The sequence below is a fragment of the Citrobacter sp. Awk 2 genome, from assembly GCF_028069815.1.
Taxonomy (GTDB): domain Bacteria; phylum Pseudomonadota; class Gammaproteobacteria; order Enterobacterales; family Enterobacteriaceae; genus Citrobacter.
In genome coordinates, this window is sequence record NZ_JANEWL010000043.1 from 1 (window position 1) to 22,516 (window position 22,516).

Genomic DNA, 22,516 nt, shown 5'->3' on the forward strand with positions numbered 1-22,516 from the left:
CAATGATTGGTTTATAATGTCAGGGTTGTGATAAGTAATTTCTTGTGTAATATTTAGAAAAGGTTTGTTTGTTTTATTTTTTGTTTTTATATTTAATTTTTTTTTGTTGTGGTATATGCAGTCGTGCGGCAAGTAACAGGATGTATTAAATAAAATCAAGCGTTACCCATAATAATTTGTCACGTGGGTCATATTGAGCACAGTGATTAGATGTAACCGGGTACATGCTGAACCCGGCATTCGTTCAAGGCATAAACCGATAGCCGATCCCGGTTTCGGTCAAAAAATGACGTGGACGAGCCGGGTCCAGCTCCAGTTTCTGGCGCAGATGGCCCATATAGATACGTAAGTAATGGCTGTGTTCAACGGCATTCGGTCCCCACACCTGATTCAATAACTGGCGTTGGGTCAGCACTTTTCCGGCATTATTGAGCAGTATGGCCAGCAGGCGAAACTCAATTGGCGTCAGATGAACCTCCTCATCCCCGCGATGAACCAGACGCGCGGCAATATCCACCTTTACATCAGAAAATTGCACCACAGGATCAGGAGAGGGGCCGGTGGCGTGACGGCGCAGTGCAACGCGTAAACGAGCCTGTAGCTCGCCAATGCCGAATGGCTTGCTGAGATAGTCATCGGCACCGGCATCCAGCGCGGCGATTTTATCGCTCTCTTCGCTGCGGGCTGACAGCACGATCACCGGGATGGCGCTCCACTGCCGCAGGTCGCGGATAAAATCAATACCGTCACCGTCCGGAAGACCGAGGTCGAGAATGATGAGGTCGGGCTTTCGTGTGGCGGCTTCCAACAGACCACGTTGCAGCGTTTCCGCTTCATACACACGCAGGCCATCCGCTTCCAGCGCGGTGCGCAGAAAGCGACGAATGGCTTGTTCATCTTCAACAATCAGTACGTTTGTCACATATCCTCATGAAAATCTTCAAGTTCAGGGGGCGCTTCCTGCGGCAGTGTAACACGGAAACACGCCCCTCCCTGCGGACGATTATGCGCTGAAATCGTGCCACCGTGCACGTCGACAATCGCCTGACAAATTGCCAGCCCCAGCCCAACACCCGGTACCGATGATTCTTTGTTTCCACGGGAAAACTTGTCGAAAATACGCTGTTCCAGGCCGGCAGGAATGCCGGGCCCATTGTCCCAAACATCCAGCAGCAGATGCTCGCCGTCGACCTGGGCGTCGATACCGATTTGCGCCTGCGGACCTGCATATTTGACGGCATTTTCCAGCAGATTGATCAGCACCCGCTCAAAGAGTGGCCCATCAACGTGTACCAGCGTCAACGGCTCCGGAAGTGACAGGTTAATGGGTGTTGCCAGCCCGGGCTCCAACATTTGCAGGGCGCTGCCTACCACCTCTTCCAGCGTTAGCCACTCTTTCTTAAGATTAAAGCCGCCAGACTGGATTCGCGCCATATCCAGCAGATTATTGACCAGTCTGGTGGTGTTAAGCACGTGCTGGCGGATCTCGCTGGCCTGGCGAGCGTGTGGTGAACCTTCACTTGCCAGATCCAACGTTAATATCTCCGCCTGACCGAACAGCACCGTCAGCGGCGTGCGTAAATCGTGGGACAGGGCAGCGAGCAGTGCATTGCGAATACTTTCTCGCTCGCTGGCAAAGCGGGCCTGCTCTTCACTGGCTGTCAGAGTCAGGCGCTCCAGCGCACTGGCCACCAGTAGGGTGAAGGTTTCCAGCAGGCGTTGCTGTTCCGGGATCATCAGCTGACGCAGGTTTCCTGGCTCTACTACCAGTAGCCCATAGGTTTTATCGGCGCTTTTTAACGGTAAAATTTGATAGGGAACGCCGGGTAATGTGTCGGTGCCGGCACCGGCCATCTGCCCCTTGTCAAAACTCCACTGGGCAATGGCATCATCCCACGGTGTCATACCCTGCTGATGCGTCAGGGGAACCAACTTCCCGTTTTCGTCAGGTAATAACACCCGGCTACGGGCCTGAAACGTCGAGGCAATGAACTGTTCGCTGGTAGCCGCAATATCCTGCTGGCTGCGCCCTACAGCCAGTGCTTTCGACATCTCATACAGGTGCCGCGTTCGTTGCTCACGATAGCGTGCAACCCTGGCCTGATAACGTACCCCCGCGGTCAGATTACCGATAACCAAACCGACCGTTAACATCACGGCAAAGGTCAGCAGGTACTGGACGTCAGATACGGCAAGCGTGCCGCGTGGAGCAATAAAGAAGAGATCAAAGCTGGCGACGTTGATAAATGTGGCCACCACCGACGGCCAGCGCCCGTAGAACAGGGCGATCACCACCACGCCCAGTAGATAGAGCATCACCAGGTTGGCTGCATCAAATGCGACCAGCCACTGCATGGCAATCAACGTCGTAACAGCACACAATGCAGCGGCGACCACGCAACCCTGGATTTGTACCCGCCATTTATCCTTAAAGGTGCGGTTATCCGTGGTTTGTAATGTCTGACGAGAAGGGGGATCGTCCAGCGCGACAATCATCAGGTCGAGGTCTGGTGCGCGATGAGCCAGCTTGTCTGCAAAGGAATCGCTGCGCCACCAACGACGGGTTGTCGGACGCCCGAGCACAATTTTCCCCAGGTTATGTTCCCGGGCATAACGGACAACGGCTTTATCTTCGGCCGGGTCGGAGAGAGTGGCGGTTTCCGCCCCCAGTTCCTGTGCCAGTCGCAGCGCGCTTAAGATTGCCCGCCGCTGTTTTTCGGGTAGCCGGTGTAGCGCAGGTGTTTCAACATATACCGCATGCCAGACGCTGCCGAGACGTGCCGCCAGGCGTGCAGCGGCTCGCACCAGTTTCTCGCTGCCGGTGTTGTGTCCAATACACAGTAAAATGGCATCGCGGGTATGCCAGACTTTTTCTTCTCCTGGGCGTCCCCGCCAGGCACGCATCTGATCGTCTACCCGATCGGCGGTGCGGCGCAGGGCCAGTTCGCGCAGCGCTATCAAATTACCTTTGCGGAAGAAATGCTCGATAGCACGCTCTGCCTGACCGGCAATATAGACCTTGCCTTCGTTCAGGCGCTGACGCAAATCGTCGGGGGGGAGATCGACCAGGACCACATCGTCAGCGGCATCGAAAAACGGGTCAGGAACGGTTTCGCGCACCTGAATACCGGTGACGCCGCTGACCACATCATTCAGACTTTCCAGATGCTGAACGTTAACGGTGGTAAAAACATCAATCCCGGCTTCCAGCAGTTCTTCAATATCTTGCCAGCGCCGGGGGTGGCGTGATCCTGGCGCATTGCTGTGCGCCAGTTCGTCCATCAAAATCAGCGCCGGACGGCGGGCGAGGGCGGCATCAAGATCGAACTCGCTGATATGCCGTCCACGGTGTGCCTGACGTTTCAGCGGTAGCACGGTGAGACCGTCCAGAAGTGCGGCGGTCTCCTTGCGCCCGTGGGTTTCCACCACACCAATCAGCACATCCAACCCCTGCGATCGTAGCCGTTGTGCCTCCGCCAGCATGGCCCAGGTTTTCCCTACGCCCGCACAAGCGCCAAAGAAAATTTTCAGTTTTCCCCGGTGCGGCGCGGTGGTCTGCTCCAGCAGGCGATCGGGGTTGGGGCGTAGGGGTTCGCTATGCATGTCCTTTTTCTCAGTGCTTATCCAGCGCTAAATTAAGTTCCACGAGGTTCACTACCGGCTGGCCGATGAAACTGACCAGCGGCTTTTGTGTATAGTGTGCAACCAACTGCGTAACCTCTTCAACGCTGAGGTTGCGGGCTTGCGCCACGCGGGGAATTTGCCAGGCGACCGCATCGGGTGTCAGGTTATTGTCCAAACCGCTGGCGGACGCGGTGACCAGTTCCACGGGCACAACAGGGCTAGCCTGTGGGTTAGCAGCACGCAGTGCGGCAATTCGGCTTTGTAGCTGCTTATCCAGCTCCGGGTTGCTCGCTGCCAGGTTGCTGCCACCCGAAGCCATTGGATTATAGGGTACTTCTGCCGTTGCCGACGGGCGTCCATGAAAATAACCCGCGGCGGTAAAATTTTGCCCGATCAGTTCAGAACCGCGAATTATCTGACCCTCACGCAGAAGTGACCCGTTAGCCTGGTGGGGGAACCACCACTGCCCCAGCGCGGTGGTCAGCAGCGGATAAACACCGCCGGTGATAAGCATCAGGAAAAGCAATGTTGATAATGCAGGACGTAATCCACTCATCTGAAACCTCACACCAGACCCAGCAGGGTCAGCAGTAAATCAATCACTTTGATACCGATAAACGGCACAACCAGGCCGCCCAGACCGTAGATCCACAGATTGCGGCGCAGCATGGCGGAAGCGGATAACGGCTTGTAGCTCACCCCCTTCAGCGCCAGTGGGATCAGGAAGACAATCACCAACGCATTGAAGATGACGGCGCTCAGGATCGCAGAATCCGGCGAATGCAGTCGCATGACGTTCAGTGCGTTAAGCTGCGGGTAAGTTGCGGCGAACGCAGCCGGGATGATGGCGAAATATTTCGCCACGTCGTTGGCGATACTAAAGGTGGTCAGCGATCCGCGTGTCATCAGCATCTGTTTACCAATGTGCACCACTTCAATCAGCTTGGTGGGGTTAGAGTCGAGATCCACCATGTTGCCCGCTTCCTTCGCGGCCTGGGTCCCGGAGTTCATCGCGACCGCGACATCGGCCTGCGCCAGTGCCGGGGCGTCGTTGGTTCCGTCGCCAGTCATCGCCACCAAACGACCTTCCGCCTGATACTGACGAATCAGTGCCAGCTTGGCTTCCGGTGTCGCTTCGGCTAAAAAGTCATCCACTCCCGCCTCTGCGGCGATTGCTGCAGCAGTCAGGCGGTTGTCGCCGGTGATCATCACCGTTTTGATGCCCATTTTGCGCAGCTGAGCAAAACGTTCTTTAATCCCACCTTTGACAATATCTTTCAGGGCTATCACACCCAGCACCCGCGAACCTTCAGCAACGACCAGCAGCGTCGCGCCAAGGCGAGCAACGTTTTCGACTTTCTGCTCTACATCGGCAGGGAAGTGGCCGCCGTTGGCTTCGACGTGACGACGAATAGCATCTACGGAGCCTTTGCGGATCATTCGGTTATCGATGTTGATACCGCTCATCCGGCTTTGCGCGGTAAACGGCACAAAGGTGGCATGGAGCGACTGTACATCACGTATCCGCAGGTTAAAGCGCTGTTTAGCCAGGACAACGATGCTACGGCCTTCCGGCGTTTCGTCGGCCAGTGATGAAAGCTGTGCAGCGTCGGCCAGTGTTTTTTCGTCCACGCCCTGGGCGGGCAGAAAATCAGAGGCCTGGCGGTTACCCAGCGTGATGGTGCCGGTTTTATCCAACAGCAGGACATCGACGTCGCCAGCCGCTTCTACCGCACGTCCGCTGGTGGCGATAACGTTCGCACCCAGCATGCGGCTCATCCCGGCGACGCCAATCGCGGAGAGCAGCCCACCGATCGTGGTGGGGATCAGACAGACCAGCAGGGCGACAAGTACCGTGATGCTGACCGCACTGCCGCCCCAGGCAGAGAACGGCCACAGTGTGGCGGTTGCCAACAGAAAGACGATAGTCAGGGCAATCAGTAGGATCGTCAGCGCGATTTCATTTGGCGTTTTACGTCGCTGTGCGCCTTCGACCATGGCAATCATTCGATCGAGAAATGTTTCTCCGGGGTTGACGCTACACGCGATCACCAGCCAGTCCGAGAGAATGCGTGTCCCGCCAGTGACGGAGGCAAAATCGCCGCCGGATTCACGGATTACTGGCGCGGATTCCCCGGTAATGGCGCTTTCATCCACCGAGGCACCACCTTCGATAACTTCGCCGTCACAAGGGATAATATCGCCAGCTTCCACCAGCACGATATCTCCTTTGCGTAACTCCTCGGCTGGCACGTGATCCATTTGCGTGCCATATTTGGGTTCACGAAGTTTACGGGCAAAGGCGGTTTTTTTGACCCCTTTCAGGCTGTTGGCCTGCGCTTTACTACGCCCTTCAGCCAGCGCTTCCGCAAAGTTAGCGAACAGAACGGTCACCCACAGCCAGAGGCTTATCGCGCCGGTAAACACTGGGTTACCTGACATATGGCCTGTCGCCATCGCTACCGTTAACAGGGTGGTCAACAGACTGCCCAGCCAGACGATAAACATCACCGGGTTACGCCACTGAGTATGTGGACTTAATTTTTTCACTGCGTCCATTAGCGCTTGTGCGACCAGAGAAGGTTCGAACAGCGCCAGTTGCTTGCGACTCATAGTCATGTGCTCCGCATCACTCAACGTAAAGAGAGGTATTCTGCTACCGGGCCAAGCGCCAGCGCAGGAACAAAGGTGAGGGCGCCAACCAGCAACACCGTACCGATCAACAATCCAACAAACAGCGCACCGTGGGTAGGTAGCGTGCCGGGACTTGCTGGCTGACTCTTTTTACCGACAAGTGAACCGGCAATCGCCATCACCGGGATAATGACGCCGAAGCGGCCGAAGAACATGCACGCGGCCAGCAGGCTGTTCCAGAATGGACTGTTGGCACTTAATCCGGCAAAAGCGCTACCGTTGTTATTGGCGGCAGACGAGACTGCGTACAGCACCTCGCTAAAACCATGCGGCCCAGGATTGAGCATGGCGCTACGCCCGGCATCGCTCATCATGGCTATCGCTGTCCCAAGCAGCACCAACGCAGGGGTAACCAGAATCGCCAGCGCGGTCATTTTCATTTCGCGGACATCGATTTTTTTACCCAGATATTCCGGAGTGCGGCCAATCATCAGTCCGGCAATAAAGACCGCCAGCAGCACGAACAACAGCATGCCGTACAACCCTGACCCCACACCGCCGAACACCACTTCGCCAATCTGCATCAACCACATCGGTACCATGCCGCCCAGCGCAGTGAAGGAGTCGTGCATAGCAATAACTGCACCACAGGATGCGGCCGTCGTGACGACCGCAAACAGACTACTGACCAGCACGCCAAAGCGGCTCTCTTTACCTTCCATGTTGATATTGCTATCTGCGCCAAACGCCATCAGATGCGGGTTACCTTGCACCTCGGCCCACATCACAACCGCCACGCAAACAACAAAAATGAGCGACATAGCCCATAGCAAGGTGCGTCCCTGTCGACGATCGCCCACGACGTCGCCAAAGGCGAAACACAGCGCCGCGGGAATTAAGAAGATCGCCCACATCTGTACCATGTTGGTCAGCGCGGTTGGGTTTTCAAACGGATGTGAGGAGTTGGCATTAAAAAAGCCGCCGCCGTTGGTACCGAGCATCTTAATGGCCTCTTGTGAGGCGACAGGTCCCATCGGCAGCAGTTGTTTTGCCCCTTCAAGCGTGGTGATCGCCTGATAAGGCAGCAGGTTTTGCAGCGCACCTTGCTGGATGAAAAACAGCGCGATGAGTAGAGAAATCGGCAGTAATATCCACAGCGTAATGCGTACCAGATCCACCCAGGCATTCCCCAGCGTGTTCATACTTTGGCGCGTAAAGGCGCGAGCCAGGGCAAAGATCACTGCAATACCTGTCGCCGCAGACAGGAAATTCTGCACAGTCAGGCCGGCCATCTGGCTGAAGTAGCTTAAAGTGGTTTCGCCTGCATAGGACTGCCAGTTGGTGTTGGTCACAAAACTAACAGCGGTATTGAGCGCGAGATCCCACGATAGCCCCGGCAACTGTTGCGGATTCAGCGGCAGCAGGTTTTGCGCCATCAACATCGCAAACAGTATCAGCAGACCGAGGATATTAAGGGCGAGGATTGCCAGCAAATAGTGCAGCCAGGTCATTTCCTGCTGCGAAATACCCAGCCCACGCCACAGCACACGCTCAACGCCTGCAAGGCCGGGTAAGGAGGTGTTGTTGATAAGACGCGCCAGCCCAAAGCCCAGCGGCCTGGCGATAATAAACAGCACCAGCAGGAAACTGGCGATGAGTAAAAATCCTTGCGCTGCCATCAGAACGCCTCCGCATTAATCAAGGCATACACCAGATAACCCAGTAACAAAAAGACCAGCACAATGCCGGTTATCACGCCTGCACTCACAGTGCACCTCCAGTGGCATAAATGTGATAACCAGAGCGTAGGTTTTTGGTTGCAAAGATTTCGCAAAAATCTGCGGGCGGGGTGTAAAAAAAGTATAAAAATGGCAAAGACCATTATTTAACTAATGATTAGTATTAATTTAACTTTTATGTAACTTTCTTACGGATTTAGGTTAAACGGAGCATCAATAGATAAAAATAAGTGGTCGGATGAGTAGTAAAATTACGCACAAGGCGGTATTATTTTCATCAGTTAACCAAGTTTATTTTTCCGGTGCGATTCACCGAACAGATATATGGGAGAGGATTATGGACTTTTATAAAGAATATCCAGCACACATTGTTTTCTTGCGCCGTACCTTTGCCGTACTGGCTGGTGTTCTGGCACTGCCGGTCATGCTGTTCTGGAAAGACCGTGCCCGTTTTTATAGCTACCTGCATCGCGTCTGGTCGAAAACCAGTGATAAGCCGGTGTGGATGGAGCAGGCTGAAAAAGCCACCTGCGATTTCTACTAAGTTACCGTTCAGGCTCAAAAAAACCGCCAACAGCAATGTGGCGGTTTTTTTATACGTCGCAGTCTACACTTACCTGTGTAACGGATAAGGAGTGGCGATGAGCAAGAGAATTTCTGTTGGTATCCGCGCCTGTCTGACCACAGAAGCGAACGATAAATTTCTGTTTGACGAGAATACGCTGGTACGTATTTATGCCTTGCATGAATTGCACCGACTGCGCCAGAGCGGATTATCACGTGGTGCATTGATTGATTTTCACACCCGTTACAAGCTGGTGCTACTGGCACATTCCCAACCGGAGTATCGTGAGCTCGGCCCTTTTGTTGCCGCAATCCACGAATGGGCAAGCCTCGATGCTTTTTATACTGAGTACCGTTTGCGGTTGATTCATCTGCTGTTTAATCACGCCACCCGACGCAACCATACTAATGTCCTGATGCATGTGCAGGGCTATTTCCGTAACCAGCTCAATCTTCGTCAACGTCAGGAACTGACCTCAATAATCGATAACTATCGACGTGAGATGCAGCCGCTGCTTGCGCCATTGGTGCTCCTCCAACACTATATGACGGAACACCCGAACAGCTGGTTGTCCGGGCAACGTTACTTTGAACTCTGGCCTGCGATTCTGCGTTTACACGGCAAAGCTTAATTTTTATTCGGGAGTTTTATGACCACTCATCTGGTCTGGTTTCGGCGCGATTTACGTCTGCATGACAATCTTGCGCTGGCAGCGGCATGTCGGGATCGTTCGGCACGGGTATTGGCGTTATATATTGCCACGCCGGCACAGTGGAAAGCGCATGATATGTCACCGCGTCAGGCGGCGTTTGTCGGCAAGCAGTTGAATGCGCTGCACACGGCGCTGGCAGAAAAAGGCATCCCGCTGCTGGTTTATGACGTCGGGGATTTCACCGCCAGCGTAGAGATCGTCAAAAATGTCTGCGCGCAGCATGACGTTAGCCGACTGTTTTATAACTATCAGTACGAAATCAACGAACGCCAGCGCGATGCTCAGGTAGAAAAATCATTACCGCAGGTGCTGTGTGAGGGCTTTGACGATAGCGTAATCCTGGCGCCGGGCGCGGTAATGACCGGGAATCATGAGATGTATAAAGTCTTTACGCCGTTTAAAAATGCCTGGCTGAAGCGGTTAAAAGACAGTATCCCGGAGTGTGTTGCGGCACCAAAAACCCGCGAAAGCGGCGCAATTCCCTCCCCATCAACGCCAATTACGCTCAACTATCCGCAGCAGGATTTTGATGTGGCGCTTTTCCCGGTAGAAGAAAAATCGGTTATCGCGCAATTACGTCAGTTTTGCCAGCAGGGTGCGGCAGAATACGAACAACAACGTGATTTCCCGGCAAATGAAGGTACCAGTCGGTTGTCGGCAAGCCTTGCCACCGGCGGGTTATCACCGCGCCAGTGTCTGCACCGTTTGTTAGTCGAGCAACCGCAGGCGCCAGAGGGAGGCGCCGGGAGCGTTTGGTTAAACGAGCTCATCTGGCGCGAATTTTACCGCCATCTACTGACGTACTATCCCGCACTGTGTCGGCATCAGCCCTTTATTCGCTGGACCGATCGTGTGCAATGGCAAAATAATCCGGTGCATTTGCAGGCCTGGAAAACGGGGAATACGGGCTATCCCATTGTGGATGCGGCGATGCGCCAGCTTAACGGCACAGGGTGGATGCACAATCGTTTACGCATGATCGCGGCGAGTTTTTTGGTGAAAGACCTGCTGATCGACTGGCGAAAGGGTGAGCAGTATTTCATGTCACAACTGATCGACGGCGATCTGGCGGCGAATAATGGTGGCTGGCAGTGGGCAGCTTCTACCGGCACGGATGCGGCGCCGTATTTCCGTATTTTTAATCCCACCACCCAGGGGGAGAAATTCGACCGTGACGGTGATTTTATCCGCCAATGGGTACCGGAATTACGCGATGTACCGGGAAAAGCCATTCACGAACCGTGGACGTGGGCGGAAAAAATGCAGGTGATACTCCATTATCCTCGTCCGATTGTCGATCATAAGCAGGCAAGGTTAGCCACGCTGGCTGCCTATGAGGCCGCGCGTAAGGCGTGAGGGTAGAAGATTTCTGTGTAATGCCTTCCAGCAGAATGAATATGTTGCAGTTGTACACATTTAGCGCTGAAGAGGGCGCGCAAGTCTGCTAATGGCTGGATGTGCGGGGTGCTCCCCGGGCAGTAAAGTTCCGTTATCTTCTTTTCAGGTGACGGAACACGATGATAACGACGACGACTTCCACACCGCATGATGCGGTATTTAAAACGTTTTTATACCATCCCGAAACTGCGCGGGATTTCCTCGACATACATCTTCCTGCTTCTTTGCGAACACTTTGCGATTTGGATACGCTGAAGTTAGAGTCCGAGAGCTTTATTGAAGCAGATTTGCGTTCCCGCTACTCCGATGTGCTCTGGTCGCTGCGCACACGCGACGGCGATGGCTATGTCTATGTCGTAATCGAGCACCAAAGTTCAGCCGATCCGCATATGGCTTTTCGTCTGCTGCGTTATGCGATAGCAGCCATGCAGCGCCATCTGGATGCCGGGCACAAGGAACTGCCGCTGGTAATACCGATGCTGTTTTATCATGGCTGTCGAAGCCCGTACCCGTATTCACTATGCTGGTTGGATGCGTTCGCCGATCCTGTGGCGGCCCGGCAACTTTATGCCAACACATTTCCGCTGGTGGATATCACGGTGGTGCCGGATGACGAAATCATGGCGCACAGGCGAATGGCGTTGTTGGAACTGATGCAAAAGCATATCCGCCAGCGGGATTTGATAGGGTTGGTAGAACAGCTGGCCTCACTGATCCTTACTGGATGTGCTAATGACACGCAGCTCCAGGCGATGTTTAATTACATTCTGCAATCCGGTGATGAATCTCGCTTCAATGAGTTTTTGCAAGAGATGGCGCAACGGATCCCCCAACACAAGGAGAGGCTGATGACTATTGCAGAACGGTTAAGGTTAGATGGATTACAGGAAGGATTACAACAGGGGTTACAACAAGGTAAACACGAAGCCGCTTTGCGTATAGCGCAAACTATGCTGGCGCAGGGAATAGATCGCGAAATGGTGTTACTGGTTACAGGTCTGTCTGAAGAGGATTTAGCGGCAAAGAATTCGTAACCTGCGGATAAATAACGGGCCCGAGTGATATTACATCGTCGGGCCCGTAAACTCAGGACTCTACCGCGAGAGGACGGTTTTTAAATTTGAGTGATTGATATAACCAAATCAACAGCACCAGCGCCACACAGGCCAGCGCGCCCCAGGTAATTTCGCTAAAGACATCAATATAGGCGTTGATGGAATAGTTGATGGCACCGGAAGCATCAAACGCACCCTGTGATGTCTGGTCGGCAATCACACCCGCCAGGTAGTTGGCAATGGCCCCGGAAAGCAGCATATAGATGCCGGTTAATACGCCGGTTACCCCTGGGATCTCTATGCGTGTAATTTGTGACATGGCGACCGGGTCGATAAACAGCTCGGCGAAACCCATAACTGCCAGCCCTAAAACCATCAACGGCATAGAGGAGTGCCCATATGCGGCGGACCAGCGGGCGCTTAAGGTCAGAATACAGAAACCAGCACTCATTAACCCCAGACCGAGAGCAAACTTACCCCAGATACGAACGGTACGATTGCCACTCACGCTTTCTTTGACCACCCAGGCCAGCACGATGCCGCACAACATGACGGCGAAGGCGTTTACTGACTGGAACATGGCAGTTGGGACTGAATATCCCATCACGTCGCGATTAACAAAGCGGTCGATATACAAGCTGATGGAACTACCACCCTGCTGTGCAAAGGCCCAGAACAACAAGCTGAAGAAGGTCAGGGTTACGATCAGACCCAGTTCTTTACGCTGTTTCTGCGTTTGCGCCTGACGGTAGATTTTTGCCAGAACCGCCAAACCAATGACAGTGGCGACAATCAGCGCGTACACGGACCACTCTTTCCAGAACAGGACGGTAATTAAAAGTGGTGTGGCGACCAGCAGAACCAGCAGCCAGGCCCAGTTCGGCAGAATGAACGATTTGGCACACAGCACGGCTTTGTTGACGCCGGTGGTGTGAGCAAAATGACGATTCCCGCATAAGAAAATGACCAGCCCGGCCAGCATACCGATAGCGGCCAGCGCAAAGCCCATTGCCCAACTGTACTCTTCCTGCACATAGCCGCAGGCGATAGGGGCAATAATTGAACCAATGTTACCGGCGGCATAGAGCAGAGAGAATCCGCCGTCACGGCGCGGATCTTCCGGTTTATACAATTCACCCAGCAGGCAACTGATGTTGGATTTAAACAAACCGTAGCCACAGACAATAATGGCCAGAGATAAGTAGAGAAACGCCGGAGCCATTTCACTGGCACCCAGGACCAAATGTCCCACTGCCATCAAAAATGCGCCAATCATTACCGCCATACGGTTACCGAGCACTTTATCCGCCAGGTATCCCCCGAGAATCGGCGTGACATACACCAGCGAACAGTAAGCACTGAACAGTTCATACGCGTGATTATCGTTGTACTTAAGCTGGTTAGTGAGATACAGGATCAGCAGTGCACGCATGCCATAAAAACTGAAGTATTCCCAAATTTGCAGCGCGACGACGTAATAAATTGCGCGCGGCTGAGATGCTTGTTTATTCATTATTTTCTCGAAGTAAATGCCTCACGACGGAAGGAACGTGCCGTGTGAGTGTGTTTCCTTAAAGTTGTAACTTTGATACAGATCTGATTATTTTTGCAATATGCTGTCTGATTGCATAAATATACATGAATACGATCTCATGGTGGTAAGCAATTTACGTTTACAGGCCGCGTGATTGTTTCTTGATGTGTCAGCGAAATGGCTATCGACGAACGGAGGTGAGGACGCTATTTTAACTGAAGCTGTGTTGCTGATTGAGCAGGCAGAATTTATGACAACGAGGACGATGATGAAAAACACCGAGCTGGAACAACTGATTAATGACAAGCTGAACAGCGCAGCCATAAGCGACTATGCACCGAATGGTTTGCAGGTTGAGGGCAAAGAAACGGTGCAAAAAATCGTGACCGGCGTAACCGCAAGCCAGGCACTACTGGATGAAGCTGTTCGCCTTGGGGCCGATGCGGTCATCGTTCATCATGGTTATTTCTGGAAGGGCGAATCTCCGGTGATTCGCGGCATGAAGCGCCGACGTCTGAAAACGCTGCTGGAAAATGATATCAACCTGTATGGCTGGCATCTGCCGTTGGATGCCCACCCCGAACTGGGGAATAACGCACAGCTGGCCGCGCTGTTGGGCATCACTGTGATGGGGGAGATAGAGCCTCTGGTACCGTGGGGAGAACTCTCCATGCCCGTTCCGGGGCTGGAACTGGCATCCTGGATTGAAGCGCGTCTGGGACGTAAACCGTTATGGTGCGGCGATACCGGGCCTGAAAACGTTCAGCGTGTTGCCTGGTGTACGGGGGGCGGTCAAAGTTTCATTGATAGTGCGGCCCGCTTTGGTGTTGATGCCTTCATTACCGGGGAAGTTTCTGAACAAACCATTCACTCTGCCCGCGAGCAGGGACTGCATTTCTATGCTGCCGGTCACCATGCTACCGAACGCGGTGGTATTCGTGCCTTGAGCGAATGGCTGAATGAAAATACCGATCTGGATGTGACGTTCATCGACATCCCTAACCCAGCCTGATAAAGAGGGACGAAAGTGCAGCGAGCGCGTTGTTATCTGTTAGGTGAAACTGCGGTGGTTCTGGAGCTGGAACCGCCGATTACGCTGGCAACTCAGAAACGCATCTGGCGTCTGGCTCAGCGTCTGGCTGATGCTCCGAATGTACTTGAGGCCATCCCGGGGATGAACAATATCACGGTGATCCTGAATTCCCCGCAGACGCTGGCGCTGGATGCAATTGAACGCCTGCAAAGTTGGTGGGAAGAGAGCGAGGCGATGGAGCCGGATTCGCGTTTTGTCGAAATCCCCGTTATCTATGGCGGCGAATATGGGCCCGATCTGGCCGAAGTTGCCCGGCACAGTGGTTTGAGCGACAAGCAGGTCGTTGAATTGCATGCGTCAGTTGATTATGTCGTCTGGTTTTTGGGGTTTCAGCCGGGATTTCCCTATCTTGGGAGCTTACCGGAACCATTGCATACGCCAAGACGAGCTGAACCGCGCTTACTTGTTCCGGCAGGTTCAGTGGGGATCGGCGGTTCACAAACCGGTATCTACCCGATTGCAACGCCCGGCGGGTGGCAACTGATAGGACGTACCGCCGTTAAGCTTTTTGATCCGCAGCGCGAGGAGCCGATCCTGTTACGGGCTGGAGATACTGTACGTTTTGTCCCGCAGAAGGAGGGCGTATGTTAAACATCATTCGTGCTGGCCTGTACACCTCCGTACAGGATGGGGGGCGTCATGGCTTTCGTCAGTCAGGGGTAAGCCACTGCGGCGCGTTGGACAAACCGGCATTAAACGTTGCTAATCTGCTGGTAGGAAATGATGCGAATGCTGCCGCGCTGGAAGTCACGTTAGGTCAGCTGGTGGTGGAGTTTGAAGCGGATGGTTGGTTTGCCTTGACCGGCGCGGGATGCGAAGCGCATTTGGATCGTACTCCGGTATGGAGCGGTTGGCGGTTGCCAGTTAAAGCCGGACAACGCCTGTCATTAAAACACCCGCATCATGGTATGCGCAGTTACCTGGCGGTGGCAGGCGGTATTGATGTTCCCGACGTTATGGGATCGCGCAGTACCGATTTGAAAGTCGGTATTGGCGGGTTTGAAGGACGTTTGTTACGCGATGGCGATAAGTTGGCGATTGGCGTATCAACACGACAATTCAATGGCCCACAAGGGGTAAAACAGTTGATGTGGGGCAACCACATTCGTGCGTTACCTGGACCCGAATATCAGGAATTTGACGAGGCATCGCAGGCATCGTTCTGGCGCTCGCCGTGGCGACTGAGCCCACAGAGTAACCGTATGGGGTATCGTCTGCAGGGGCAGCCACTGACACGCACGACAGACCGCGAGATGTTGTCACACGGTTTGCTTCCCGGCGTGGTACAGGTCCCGCATAACGGGCAGCCAATTGTACTGATGAACGATGCCCAGACCACGGGCGGATATCCGCGTATCGCCTGTATCATCGAGGCGGATATGTATCACCTTGCGCAAATCCCTCTTGGACAACCGATTCACTTTGTTCAGTGCTCGCTGGAAGAGGCGTTGAAGGCACGTCACGATCAGCAGCGCTATCTGGAACAGTTAACATGGCGACTTAACGATGAAAATTGATTTGAATGCAGATCTCGGTGAAGGCTGTGCGAACGACGCGACGCTTCTTCAACTGGTGTCATCGGCCAATATCGCCTGTGGATTTCATGCCGGAGACGCACAAACCATGCTGGCAAGTGTGCGGGAAGCGCTGAAAAACGGCGTGGCTGTGGGGGCACACCCAGGTTTTCCGGACCGGGAAAATTTTGGTCGTAGTGCTATGAATCTGCCTGCCGAAACGGTTTATGCACAAACGCTGTATCAAATTGGTGCCCTGTCTGTCATCACCCGGGCAGAAGGAGGCGTGATGCGCCACGTGAAACCGCACGGCATGCTCTATAACCAGGCCGCAAAAGATCCTGTGCTGGCCGATGCGATAGCCAGAGCGGTTTATGCCTGCGATCCGTCATTGATACTGGTAGGGCTTGCGGGGAGCGAATTGATCCGTGCCGGTGAACATTATGGTCTGGAGACGCGTCAGGAGGTTTTTGCAGATCGGGGGTATCAGGCTGATGGTAGTCTGGTTCCGCGTAGTCAGCCAGGTGCACTGATCGAAGACGAAGAGCAGGCGCTGGCGCAAACGTTAGAAATGGTGCAGTTCGGGAGAGTAAAAAGTCAGAGTGGAACATGGGCAAGCGTAACCGCGCAGACGGTATGCATTCACGGGGATGGTGAGCACGCACTCGCTTTTGCCCGTCGTTTGCGCAGCGCGTTCAGAGCCTGCAATATTCAAATTAGCGCATAAGTATTTTTAATACAAAACAATAACATACAACACAACAACATAAGGGATTTAATTATGGGAGAGGCTATTTCTCTCTGGCCATTGACGGGGATCGCCGTCATCGTGGTCGGATTTCTTTTACGTTTTAACCCGGTATTGGTGGTTATCGTTGCCGGGATCGTCACCGGGCTGGCAGCGCATATGCCAATCGCCACTATTCTCGAAAAGCTGGGTGAAGGCTTTCTCAACACCCGCAACCTGCCGTTTATCCTGCTGATTCCGCTGGCAGTCATTGGTCTGCTGGAACGTCACGGGCTGAAAGAGCGAGCCCAGGCGTGGATCGCGAAAATCCGTAGCGCCACCAGTGGTCGTCTGCTCATTGTCTATCTGTTTATTCGTGAAGCGACCGCCGCGCTGGGCTTGACCAGCCTGGGGGGACACCCTCAGATGGTACGCCCGTTATTAGCCCCGATGGCTGAAGGGGCCGCGGAGAAAAACCACGGTGAATTGCCGGGGGCCGTGCGTTATCGCCTGCGTGCAATGTCTGCGGCGACTGACAACGTTGGTCTGTTTTTCGGCGAAGACATCTTCGTTGCCTTTGGGGCGATCATTTTCATGCACAACTTTATGCTGGAGTCCGGTGGGATCCAGACCGAGCCACTGCATATCGCGTTGTGGGGAATCCCAACGGCAATTTGCGCCTTCTTGATCCACGGTACGCGCTTGTGGCGTCTGGATAACTATCTGCAGCGTGAGGTGGCGAAAGCCAATGCGGCAGCGAAAGGAGCAGCGCAATGAATTTTCAGCAAAGCTATCTCTACTGGCTGGCGGGCGCGGTACTGTTGATTGTGGCGGTGATGTCCTGGCAGGACAAAGCGAACCCACGTCGTCTGAGCACGGGGCTGTTTTGGGGACTGTATGGTGTGCTGTTCCTGCTTGGCGACTGGACGTACTCACTGTTTGGTGACAAACGTACGGTACATATCGCGGTCGGCATTGCGGTAGTCGTATTGGCGCTGATTGCCGGGTTTGGCGGTGTGAAACTGGGAAGTTATCATCAACGCACCCAGCAGCAGCGTGAAGAAAGCGCCAGCCGACTGGGTAATCGCCTGTTTTTTCCGGCGCTGGCTATTCCGGTGGTGACCGTTATCGGTGTACTGATGTTTAACCATATTCCGGGCTTGCAGGATGCACTGTTTGGGCCGGGGAATCACGCCACGCTGGTCACGCTCTTTTCTATGACGGCAGGCTCGCTGATTGGCCTGGCAATGGCGATAAAAATGACCCATGAGCGCGTCCATCAGCCCATTCAGGAAGCCCGCCGTCTGCTGGACTCCATCGGCTGGGCGTTCATCCTGCCGCAAATTCTGGCGACGCTCGGGCTGCTGTTTACGGCGGCAGGGGTGGGCAGTGGTATATCGTATCTGACCCAGGAGTACCTCGCGGTAGATAGCCGCTTTATCGCTGTGGCGGTATACACCATTGGCATGGCGCTGTTGACGATGGTCATGGGGAACGCATTTGCTGCTTTCCCGATTGTAACCGCCGGGATCGGTATTCCAATTCTTGTGTTGCAGCATGGTGGTAACCCCGCGGTGATGGCGGCTATAGGGATGTTCTCCGGATATTGCGGAACCTTAATGACACCGATGGCAGCTAACTTTAACATCGTGCCTGCAGCCCTGCTGGAGTTGCCGGATAAAAACGCCGTGATTAAAGCGCAGGTGCCAACCGGCATACTGCTGTTGCTGGTTAACGTGTTCCTGATGTATTTCCTGATGTTCCTGTAAGGAGGAAGGATGAAAACGGTCTTAATCACCGGATTTGAACCCTTTGGCGGAGAGTCAGTTAACCCTTCCTGGGAAGTGGTCTCCGGGCTCGACAATGCTATCATTGCCGGATGTCGTGTCGTTGCGCGTCAGCTACCGTGCGTATTTGGCGAGTCTCTAACCGTACTTAATGCCGCGATTGACGCGCTGTCACCGTCGTTGGTGCTGGCGGTGGGGCAGGCAGGAGGCCGTACAGATATCACCGTTGAGCGTGTAGCGATCAACGTGGACGATGCGCGTATTGCGGATAACCACGGTCAGCAGCCTGTTGATGTGCCGATTGTCGCCGAGGGTCCGGCGGCATGGTTTAGCACACTGCCAATCAAAGCGATGGTGATGGCCATGCGCAATGTGGGTATCCCAGCCTCGGTTTCCCAAACAGCAGGTACCTTTGTTTGTAATCATGTGATGTATGGCCTGCTGCATACGTTACGCGACACACCGGCAGTGAAGGGCGGTTTTATCCATATTCCTTATCTGCCACAACAGGCCGCCGCGCACCCCGGAGCGCCAAGTATGGCGAGCGAAACGGTGCGCCGGGCGCTGGAAATTGCCATTGACACTGCATTGCAGGTGGACAGCGATATTGCAGTGACGGGCGGTGCAACACACTAACCAAGGACAGTATTATGCCTGAAGGCCCGGAGATCCGCCGCGCGGCGGATAACCTGGAGGCGGCAGTCAAAGGCAAACCGCTGACGGATGTCTGGTTTGCCTTTGAGCAGTTAAAACCGTATCAGTCTCAACTCATCGGGCAGCGTGTTACCCAGCTTGAAACGCGGGGGAAAGCATTGCTGACCCACTTTTCAAATGGCCTGACGCTATACAGCCACAATCAGCTTTACGGCGTATGGCGGGTGGTGGAGACCGGAAATATACCGGAAACGACGCGTGTGCTGCGTGTCAAACTGCAAACACACGATAAAACCATCCTGCTCTATAGCGCGTCTGATATTGAGATGCTGACATCAGCACAATTGGCGACCCATCCGTTTCTGCAACGGGTAGGGCCGGACGTGCTGGATCTGCGTTTAACGTCTGAGGAGGTTAAAGCGCGCTTGCTGTCACCCCGTTTTCGCAATCGGCAGTTTTCTGGCTTACTGTTGGATCAGGCGTTTCTGGCGGGACTGGGGAACTATCTGCGGGTAGAAATTCTCTGGCAGGTTGGACTGACCGGTCAGCATAAAGCATCGCAACTGAGTGATGAACAGCTCAGCGCACTGGCGCATGCGTTGCTCGAGATTCCACGCCTGTCCTACAACACCCGTGGGCTGGCTGATGAGAATAAGCATCACGGGGCGTTATTTCGCTTTAAGGTGTTCCATCGGGATGGCGAGTCCTGTGAGCGCTGTGGCGGTATTATTGAGAAAACGATGCTCTCTTCACGACCGTTTTACTGGTGCCCGGGATGCCAGCACTAAGCGGGCTGTTTTGGCGCATGCGCTGAGATAAACCGCGCGACTGTCGGCCCGGTTAATAAAATACTGAACAGTCGCAGGGTTTGCATCGCCATAACCAGTGCCATGTCGGCGTGGCTTCCTGCGGCAATCACTGCGACGGAGTCCACACCTCCCGGACTGGTCGCCAGATAGGCGGTGAGAAAGTCAATTTTCATATAATGTGCCAGCCCCCAGGCCATGGCGGCACAGATCGTCATCAGCGAAAAAATAGACAATAAAATTTGTGGCAACGGACGCAGTGCCATCAAAAATATCTGTTTGTCAAAACCCAGGCCTATTTGCCAGCCGATAGCCATATAAGCCATTGCCAACAGCCATTCCGGCAGTTCAATTACCATGACACCGCCAGCGTTCAGCAATGCGCCCACCAGCATAGGCAGGAGCATGACGCCAGAGGGGATACGCAGCAAGCGTCCTGCCCCCCCGGCAACGGCGGCTAACATCAGGGTACTGAACAGGTTGATACTCAGTGGCGGAAACCAGACAATTTGTGCGCTGACCGCCTGTGCCTGGTCGCCCATTACCAGCCGGGTGACCAGTGCGGCCGCCCCCACCACCAACAGTACCCGCAGATACTGCATAAAAGCCACCAGGCGGATGTCAGCGCCGTAATCCTGTGCCATTGCAACCATTGCTGCGGCTCCGCCAGGCGATGAACCCCACGCACCGGTGTTACCGGGCAGGTTGCTGTAACGAACCAGCAGCCATCCTATGACCGCGCTGCTGATAAGTGTCGCCAGCAGGATGACCATAACCACCGGCCAGTGCGCTGCAAGCGTGGTTAAAATAGAGCCAGTCAGGTTTTGCGCAATCATACAGCCGAGAATGGCCTGAGCGCCAAGAAATGCACAGCGAGGGAGTTGTAGTGAAATGCCGCGCATACTGAAGATAATACCGACAATCATCGACCCAAGCAGCAAGGGACCCGGGAGATGAACAGACAGAAAGAGCAGGGAAAGAAGGAGTGACAGTAAAAACAGTAAACCCCACCGCAACACAGGCATCCCATGCTCCTGAATAATATTAAGTAACGCTTAATAAATCATAGAGAAAGCGCGATAAGAATAAAACTACGAGGGGCAATAAAAAGCAGAAATGTGCCGGATAGCAACGTCATGCGGCATATCCGGCCTATGTCTGGAACGTTTTATAGGCCGGATAAGCATGAGCGCCATCCGGCACGGCAAATTAACGCTTAATATCAGACTTAAAATCGCGTTTATCGTAGCCGGTGTACAACTGGCGAGGACGGGCGATTTTCATGCCGTCGGTGTGCATTTCGTTCCAGTGTGCAATCCAGCCAACGGTACGTGCCATCGCGAAGATTACGGTAAACATGGAGGACGGGATGCCCATTGCTTTCAGAATGATGCCAGAATAGAAGTCGACGTTCGGGTAGAGTTTCTTCTCGATGAAGTACGGGTCGTTGAGCGCGATGTGCTCAAGCTCCATTGCCACTTCCAGCAGGTCATCTTTGGTGCCCAGTTCTTTCAGTACTTCATGACAGGTTTCACGCATGACGGTGGCGCGCGGGTCATAGTTTTTGTAAACACGGTGACCAAAGCCCATCAGACGGAAAGAATCATTCTTGTCTTTCGCGCGGCGAACAAATTCCGGAATGTGTTTAACTGAGCTGATTTCTTCCAGCATTTTCAGTGCAGCTTCGTTCGCGCCGCCGTGCGCCGGCCCCCACAGGGAAGCGATACCGGCAGCGATGCAGGCAAACGGGTTAGCGCCGGAAGAACCTGCGGTACGTACGGTTGAGGTTGAAGCGTTTTGTTCGTGGTCAGCATGCAGGATCAGAATACGATCCATTGCGCGTTCCAGGATTGGGTTTACTTCGTATTTTTCGCACGGCGTGGAGAACATCATGTTCAGGAAGTTACCGGCGTAGGAAAGGTCGTTACGCGGATAAACAAACGGCTGGCCGATGGAGTATTTGTAGCACATTGCTGCCATGGTTGGCATTTTGGACAGCAGACGGAAAGCGGCGATTTCACGGTGACGCGCATTATTGACATCCAGCGAGTCGTGGTAAAACGCGGCCAGCGCACCGGTAACACCGCACATAACGGCCATCGGGTGAGAGTCGCGGCGGAAACCGTGGAACAGACGGGTAATCTGCTCGTGGATCATGGTATGGCGAGTGACCGTGGTTTTGAACTCGTCGTACTCTTCCTGTGACGGTTTTTCACCGTACAGCAGGATATAACACACTTCCAGATAGTTGGACTCGGTCGCCAACTGGTCAATTGGGAAGCCGCGATGCAGCAAAACACCTTCGTCACCGTCGATGAAAGTAATTTTGGATTCGCAGGATGCGGTAGAGGTAAAACCTGGGTCAAAAGTAAACATCCCTTTTGAGCCAAGGCTACGAATATCAATAACATCTTGACCGAGCGTACCTTTCAGCACATCCAGTTCAATAGCAGCGTCACCATTAAGAGTGAGTTTTGCTTTAGTATCAGCCATTTACGGTCTCCTTAGCGCCTTATTACTTAAGACTACTCAGGTGAGATCTGTTTCAACTCATCAATTAACCATTACCAGTTTGTTATTCGGCTCGCCGCTCTGCGATAGAGGAGAAAACCAGGGTACAGAGCAATGGGCGCTTGCAGGTAAATCAGTTAACTCATGGTGAATTAGCAACAAA

21 protein-coding genes are annotated in these 22,516 nt (G+C 53.8%); 12 read left to right on the top strand and 9 right to left on the bottom strand.

Features of this window, described 5'->3' with window-relative positions; translation table 11 throughout:
• Positions 1-244: 244 nt before the first annotated feature.
• The 6 genes from kdpE to kdpF are packed head-to-tail and all read right to left on the bottom strand — an operon-like array spanning position 245 to position 8,026.
• Positions 245-922, bottom strand: a complete 678-nt coding sequence (kdpE, locus tag NNO02_RS12395) for a two-component system response regulator KdpE (protein WP_271442195.1) — start codon at positions 920-922, stop codon at positions 245-247.
• Positions 919-3,603, bottom strand: a complete 2,685-nt coding sequence (gene kdpD, locus NNO02_RS12400) for a two-component system sensor histidine kinase KdpD (protein WP_271449852.1) — start codon at positions 3,601-3,603, stop codon at positions 919-921. The genes kdpE and kdpD overlap by 4 nt, the downstream gene beginning before the upstream one ends.
• A 10-nt stretch (positions 3,604-3,613) precedes the next feature.
• Positions 3,614-4,180 (bottom strand): potassium-transporting ATPase subunit KdpC, encoded by a 567-nt coding sequence (gene kdpC / locus NNO02_RS12405; protein ID WP_271454911.1) that lies wholly within the window; start codon positions 4,178-4,180, stop codon positions 3,614-3,616.
• Between the two features lie 8 nt (positions 4,181-4,188).
• Positions 4,189-6,237 carry a potassium-transporting ATPase subunit KdpB gene (gene kdpB / locus NNO02_RS12410; RefSeq protein ID WP_271454912.1) on the bottom strand — a complete coding sequence of 683 codons (2,049 nt, stop codon included), beginning with the start codon at positions 6,235-6,237 and terminating at the stop codon, positions 4,189-4,191.
• 20 nt (positions 6,238-6,257) lie between these two features.
• Entirely contained in the window at positions 6,258-7,937 is a 1,680-nt protein-coding gene (kdpA, locus tag NNO02_RS12415) for a potassium-transporting ATPase subunit KdpA (RefSeq protein WP_271454913.1), read from the bottom strand.
• Complete coding sequence (gene kdpF, locus NNO02_RS12420) at positions 7,937-8,026, bottom strand: K(+)-transporting ATPase subunit F (RefSeq protein WP_001670793.1); 90 nt, start codon at positions 8,024-8,026, stop codon at positions 7,937-7,939. Before kdpF ends, kdpA begins: the two co-directional genes overlap by 1 nt.
• Before the next feature lie 308 nt (positions 8,027-8,334).
• On the opposite strand from kdpF, the gene NNO02_RS12425 reads away from it, so the two are divergent.
• From NNO02_RS12425 to NNO02_RS12440, 4 genes are all read left to right on the top strand, one after another.
• Positions 8,335-8,541, top strand: a complete 207-nt coding sequence (locus NNO02_RS12425) for a YbfA family protein (protein WP_005122569.1) — start codon at positions 8,335-8,337, stop codon at positions 8,539-8,541.
• Positions 8,542-8,638: 97 nt separating this feature from the next.
• Positions 8,639-9,193, top strand: coding sequence for a DUF1722 domain-containing protein (locus NNO02_RS12430; RefSeq protein ID WP_271454914.1), 555 nt, complete (start codon positions 8,639-8,641; stop codon positions 9,191-9,193).
• Between the two features lie 18 nt (positions 9,194-9,211).
• Positions 9,212-10,630: a deoxyribodipyrimidine photo-lyase gene (gene phrB, locus NNO02_RS12435; protein WP_271454915.1), complete on the top strand. Its 1,419-nt coding sequence runs from the start codon at positions 9,212-9,214 to the stop codon at positions 10,628-10,630.
• A 161-nt stretch (positions 10,631-10,791) separates the two neighbouring features.
• Entirely contained in the window at positions 10,792-11,706 is a 915-nt protein-coding gene (locus NNO02_RS12440) for an Rpn family recombination-promoting nuclease/putative transposase (RefSeq protein WP_271454916.1), read from the top strand.
• 52 nt (positions 11,707-11,758) lie between these two features.
• On the opposite strand, the gene NNO02_RS12445 is transcribed toward NNO02_RS12440, so the two are convergent.
• Positions 11,759-13,240 carry an MFS transporter gene (locus NNO02_RS12445; RefSeq protein WP_271454917.1) on the bottom strand — a complete coding sequence of 494 codons (1,482 nt, stop codon included), beginning with the start codon at positions 13,238-13,240 and terminating at the stop codon, positions 11,759-11,761.
• Between the two features lie 289 nt (positions 13,241-13,529).
• On the opposite strand from NNO02_RS12445, the gene ybgI reads away from it, so the two are divergent.
• Genes ybgI through nei form a run of 8 tightly spaced genes read left to right on the top strand, consistent with a single transcriptional unit; the run spans position 13,530 to position 19,824 of the window.
• Positions 13,530-14,273 carry a radiation resistance protein YbgI gene (gene ybgI, locus NNO02_RS12450; protein ID WP_271449875.1) on the top strand — a complete coding sequence of 248 codons (744 nt, stop codon included), beginning with the start codon at positions 13,530-13,532 and terminating at the stop codon, positions 14,271-14,273.
• Positions 14,274-14,288: 15 nt separating this feature from the next.
• A complete protein-coding gene (gene pxpB / locus NNO02_RS12455) occupies positions 14,289-14,945 on the top strand; it encodes a 5-oxoprolinase subunit PxpB (protein WP_271442204.1) in 657 nt (218 codons plus the stop codon).
• A complete protein-coding gene (pxpC, locus tag NNO02_RS12460) occupies positions 14,939-15,871 on the top strand; it encodes a 5-oxoprolinase subunit PxpC (RefSeq protein WP_271442205.1) in 933 nt (310 codons plus the stop codon). Before pxpB ends, pxpC begins: the two co-directional genes overlap by 7 nt.
• Complete coding sequence (pxpA, locus tag NNO02_RS12465) at positions 15,861-16,595, top strand: 5-oxoprolinase subunit PxpA (protein ID WP_271454918.1); 735 nt, start codon at positions 15,861-15,863, stop codon at positions 16,593-16,595. The genes pxpC and pxpA overlap by 11 nt, the downstream gene beginning before the upstream one ends.
• Positions 16,596-16,649: 54 nt before the next feature.
• Complete coding sequence (locus NNO02_RS12470; protein WP_005122560.1) at positions 16,650-17,372, top strand: DUF969 domain-containing protein; 723 nt, start codon at positions 16,650-16,652, stop codon at positions 17,370-17,372.
• On the top strand, positions 17,369-18,364 hold the full coding sequence (locus NNO02_RS12475; RefSeq protein ID WP_048212260.1) for a DUF979 domain-containing protein: 996 nt from the start codon (positions 17,369-17,371) through the stop codon (positions 18,362-18,364). Before NNO02_RS12470 ends, NNO02_RS12475 begins: the two co-directional genes overlap by 4 nt.
• Positions 18,365-18,373: 9 nt before the next feature.
• Positions 18,374-19,018, top strand: a complete 645-nt coding sequence (gene pcp, locus NNO02_RS12480; protein ID WP_271454919.1) for a pyroglutamyl-peptidase I — start codon at positions 18,374-18,376, stop codon at positions 19,016-19,018.
• 14 nt (positions 19,019-19,032) lie between these two features.
• Complete coding sequence (gene nei / locus NNO02_RS12485) at positions 19,033-19,824, top strand: endonuclease VIII (RefSeq protein WP_271454920.1); 792 nt, start codon at positions 19,033-19,035, stop codon at positions 19,822-19,824.
• Here the strand turns inward: nei and NNO02_RS12490 are convergent.
• Together NNO02_RS12490 and NNO02_RS12495 are read right to left on the bottom strand one after the other, a co-directional pair.
• A complete protein-coding gene (locus NNO02_RS12490; protein ID WP_271449844.1) occupies positions 19,821-20,867 on the bottom strand; it encodes an AbrB family transcriptional regulator in 1,047 nt (348 codons plus the stop codon). The two genes, nei and NNO02_RS12490, sit on opposite strands and share 4 nt — an antisense overlap.
• A 184-nt stretch (positions 20,868-21,051) precedes the next feature.
• A complete protein-coding gene (locus tag NNO02_RS12495) occupies positions 21,052-22,335 on the bottom strand; it encodes a citrate synthase (protein WP_271442210.1) in 1,284 nt (427 codons plus the stop codon).
• Positions 22,336-22,516 lie beyond the last annotated feature (181 nt).

Bases quoted from the DNA above. Each gene is read 5' to 3' on its own strand.
- ybgI (WP_271449875.1), top strand. From the start codon at position 13,530: ATGAAAAACACCGAGCTGGAACAACTGATTAATGACAAGCTGAACAGC.
- pxpA (WP_271454918.1), top strand. From the start codon at position 15,861: ATGAAAATTGATTTGAATGCAGATCTCGGTGAAGGCTGTGCGAACGAC.
- NNO02_RS12430 (WP_271454914.1), top strand. From the start codon at position 8,639: ATGAGCAAGAGAATTTCTGTTGGTATCCGCGCCTGTCTGACCACAGAA.
- NNO02_RS12470 (WP_005122560.1), top strand. From the start codon at position 16,650: ATGGGAGAGGCTATTTCTCTCTGGCCATTGACGGGGATCGCCGTCATC.
- NNO02_RS12445 (WP_271454917.1), bottom strand. From the start codon at position 13,240: ATGAATAAACAAGCATCTCAGCCGCGCGCAATTTATTACGTCGTCGCG.
- nei (WP_271454920.1), top strand. From the start codon at position 19,033: ATGCCTGAAGGCCCGGAGATCCGCCGCGCGGCGGATAACCTGGAGGCG.
- kdpC (WP_271454911.1), bottom strand. From the start codon at position 4,180: ATGAGTGGATTACGTCCTGCATTATCAACATTGCTTTTCCTGATGCTT.
- kdpB (WP_271454912.1), bottom strand. From the start codon at position 6,237: ATGAGTCGCAAGCAACTGGCGCTGTTCGAACCTTCTCTGGTCGCACAA.
- pxpC (WP_271442205.1), top strand. From the start codon at position 14,939: ATGTTAAACATCATTCGTGCTGGCCTGTACACCTCCGTACAGGATGGG.
- phrB (WP_271454915.1), top strand. From the start codon at position 9,212: ATGACCACTCATCTGGTCTGGTTTCGGCGCGATTTACGTCTGCATGAC.
- pcp (WP_271454919.1), top strand. From the start codon at position 18,374: ATGAAAACGGTCTTAATCACCGGATTTGAACCCTTTGGCGGAGAGTCA.
- NNO02_RS12425 (WP_005122569.1), top strand. From the start codon at position 8,335: ATGGACTTTTATAAAGAATATCCAGCACACATTGTTTTCTTGCGCCGT.
- NNO02_RS12495 (WP_271442210.1), bottom strand. From the start codon at position 22,335: ATGGCTGATACTAAAGCAAAACTCACTCTTAATGGTGACGCTGCTATT.
- kdpA (WP_271454913.1), bottom strand. From the start codon at position 7,937: ATGGCAGCGCAAGGATTTTTACTCATCGCCAGTTTCCTGCTGGTGCTG.
- NNO02_RS12490 (WP_271449844.1), bottom strand. From the start codon at position 20,867: ATGCCTGTGTTGCGGTGGGGTTTACTGTTTTTACTGTCACTCCTTCTT.
- NNO02_RS12440 (WP_271454916.1), top strand. From the start codon at position 10,792: ATGATAACGACGACGACTTCCACACCGCATGATGCGGTATTTAAAACG.
- kdpD (WP_271449852.1), bottom strand. From the start codon at position 3,603: ATGCATAGCGAACCCCTACGCCCCAACCCCGATCGCCTGCTGGAGCAG.
- NNO02_RS12475 (WP_048212260.1), top strand. From the start codon at position 17,369: ATGAATTTTCAGCAAAGCTATCTCTACTGGCTGGCGGGCGCGGTACTG.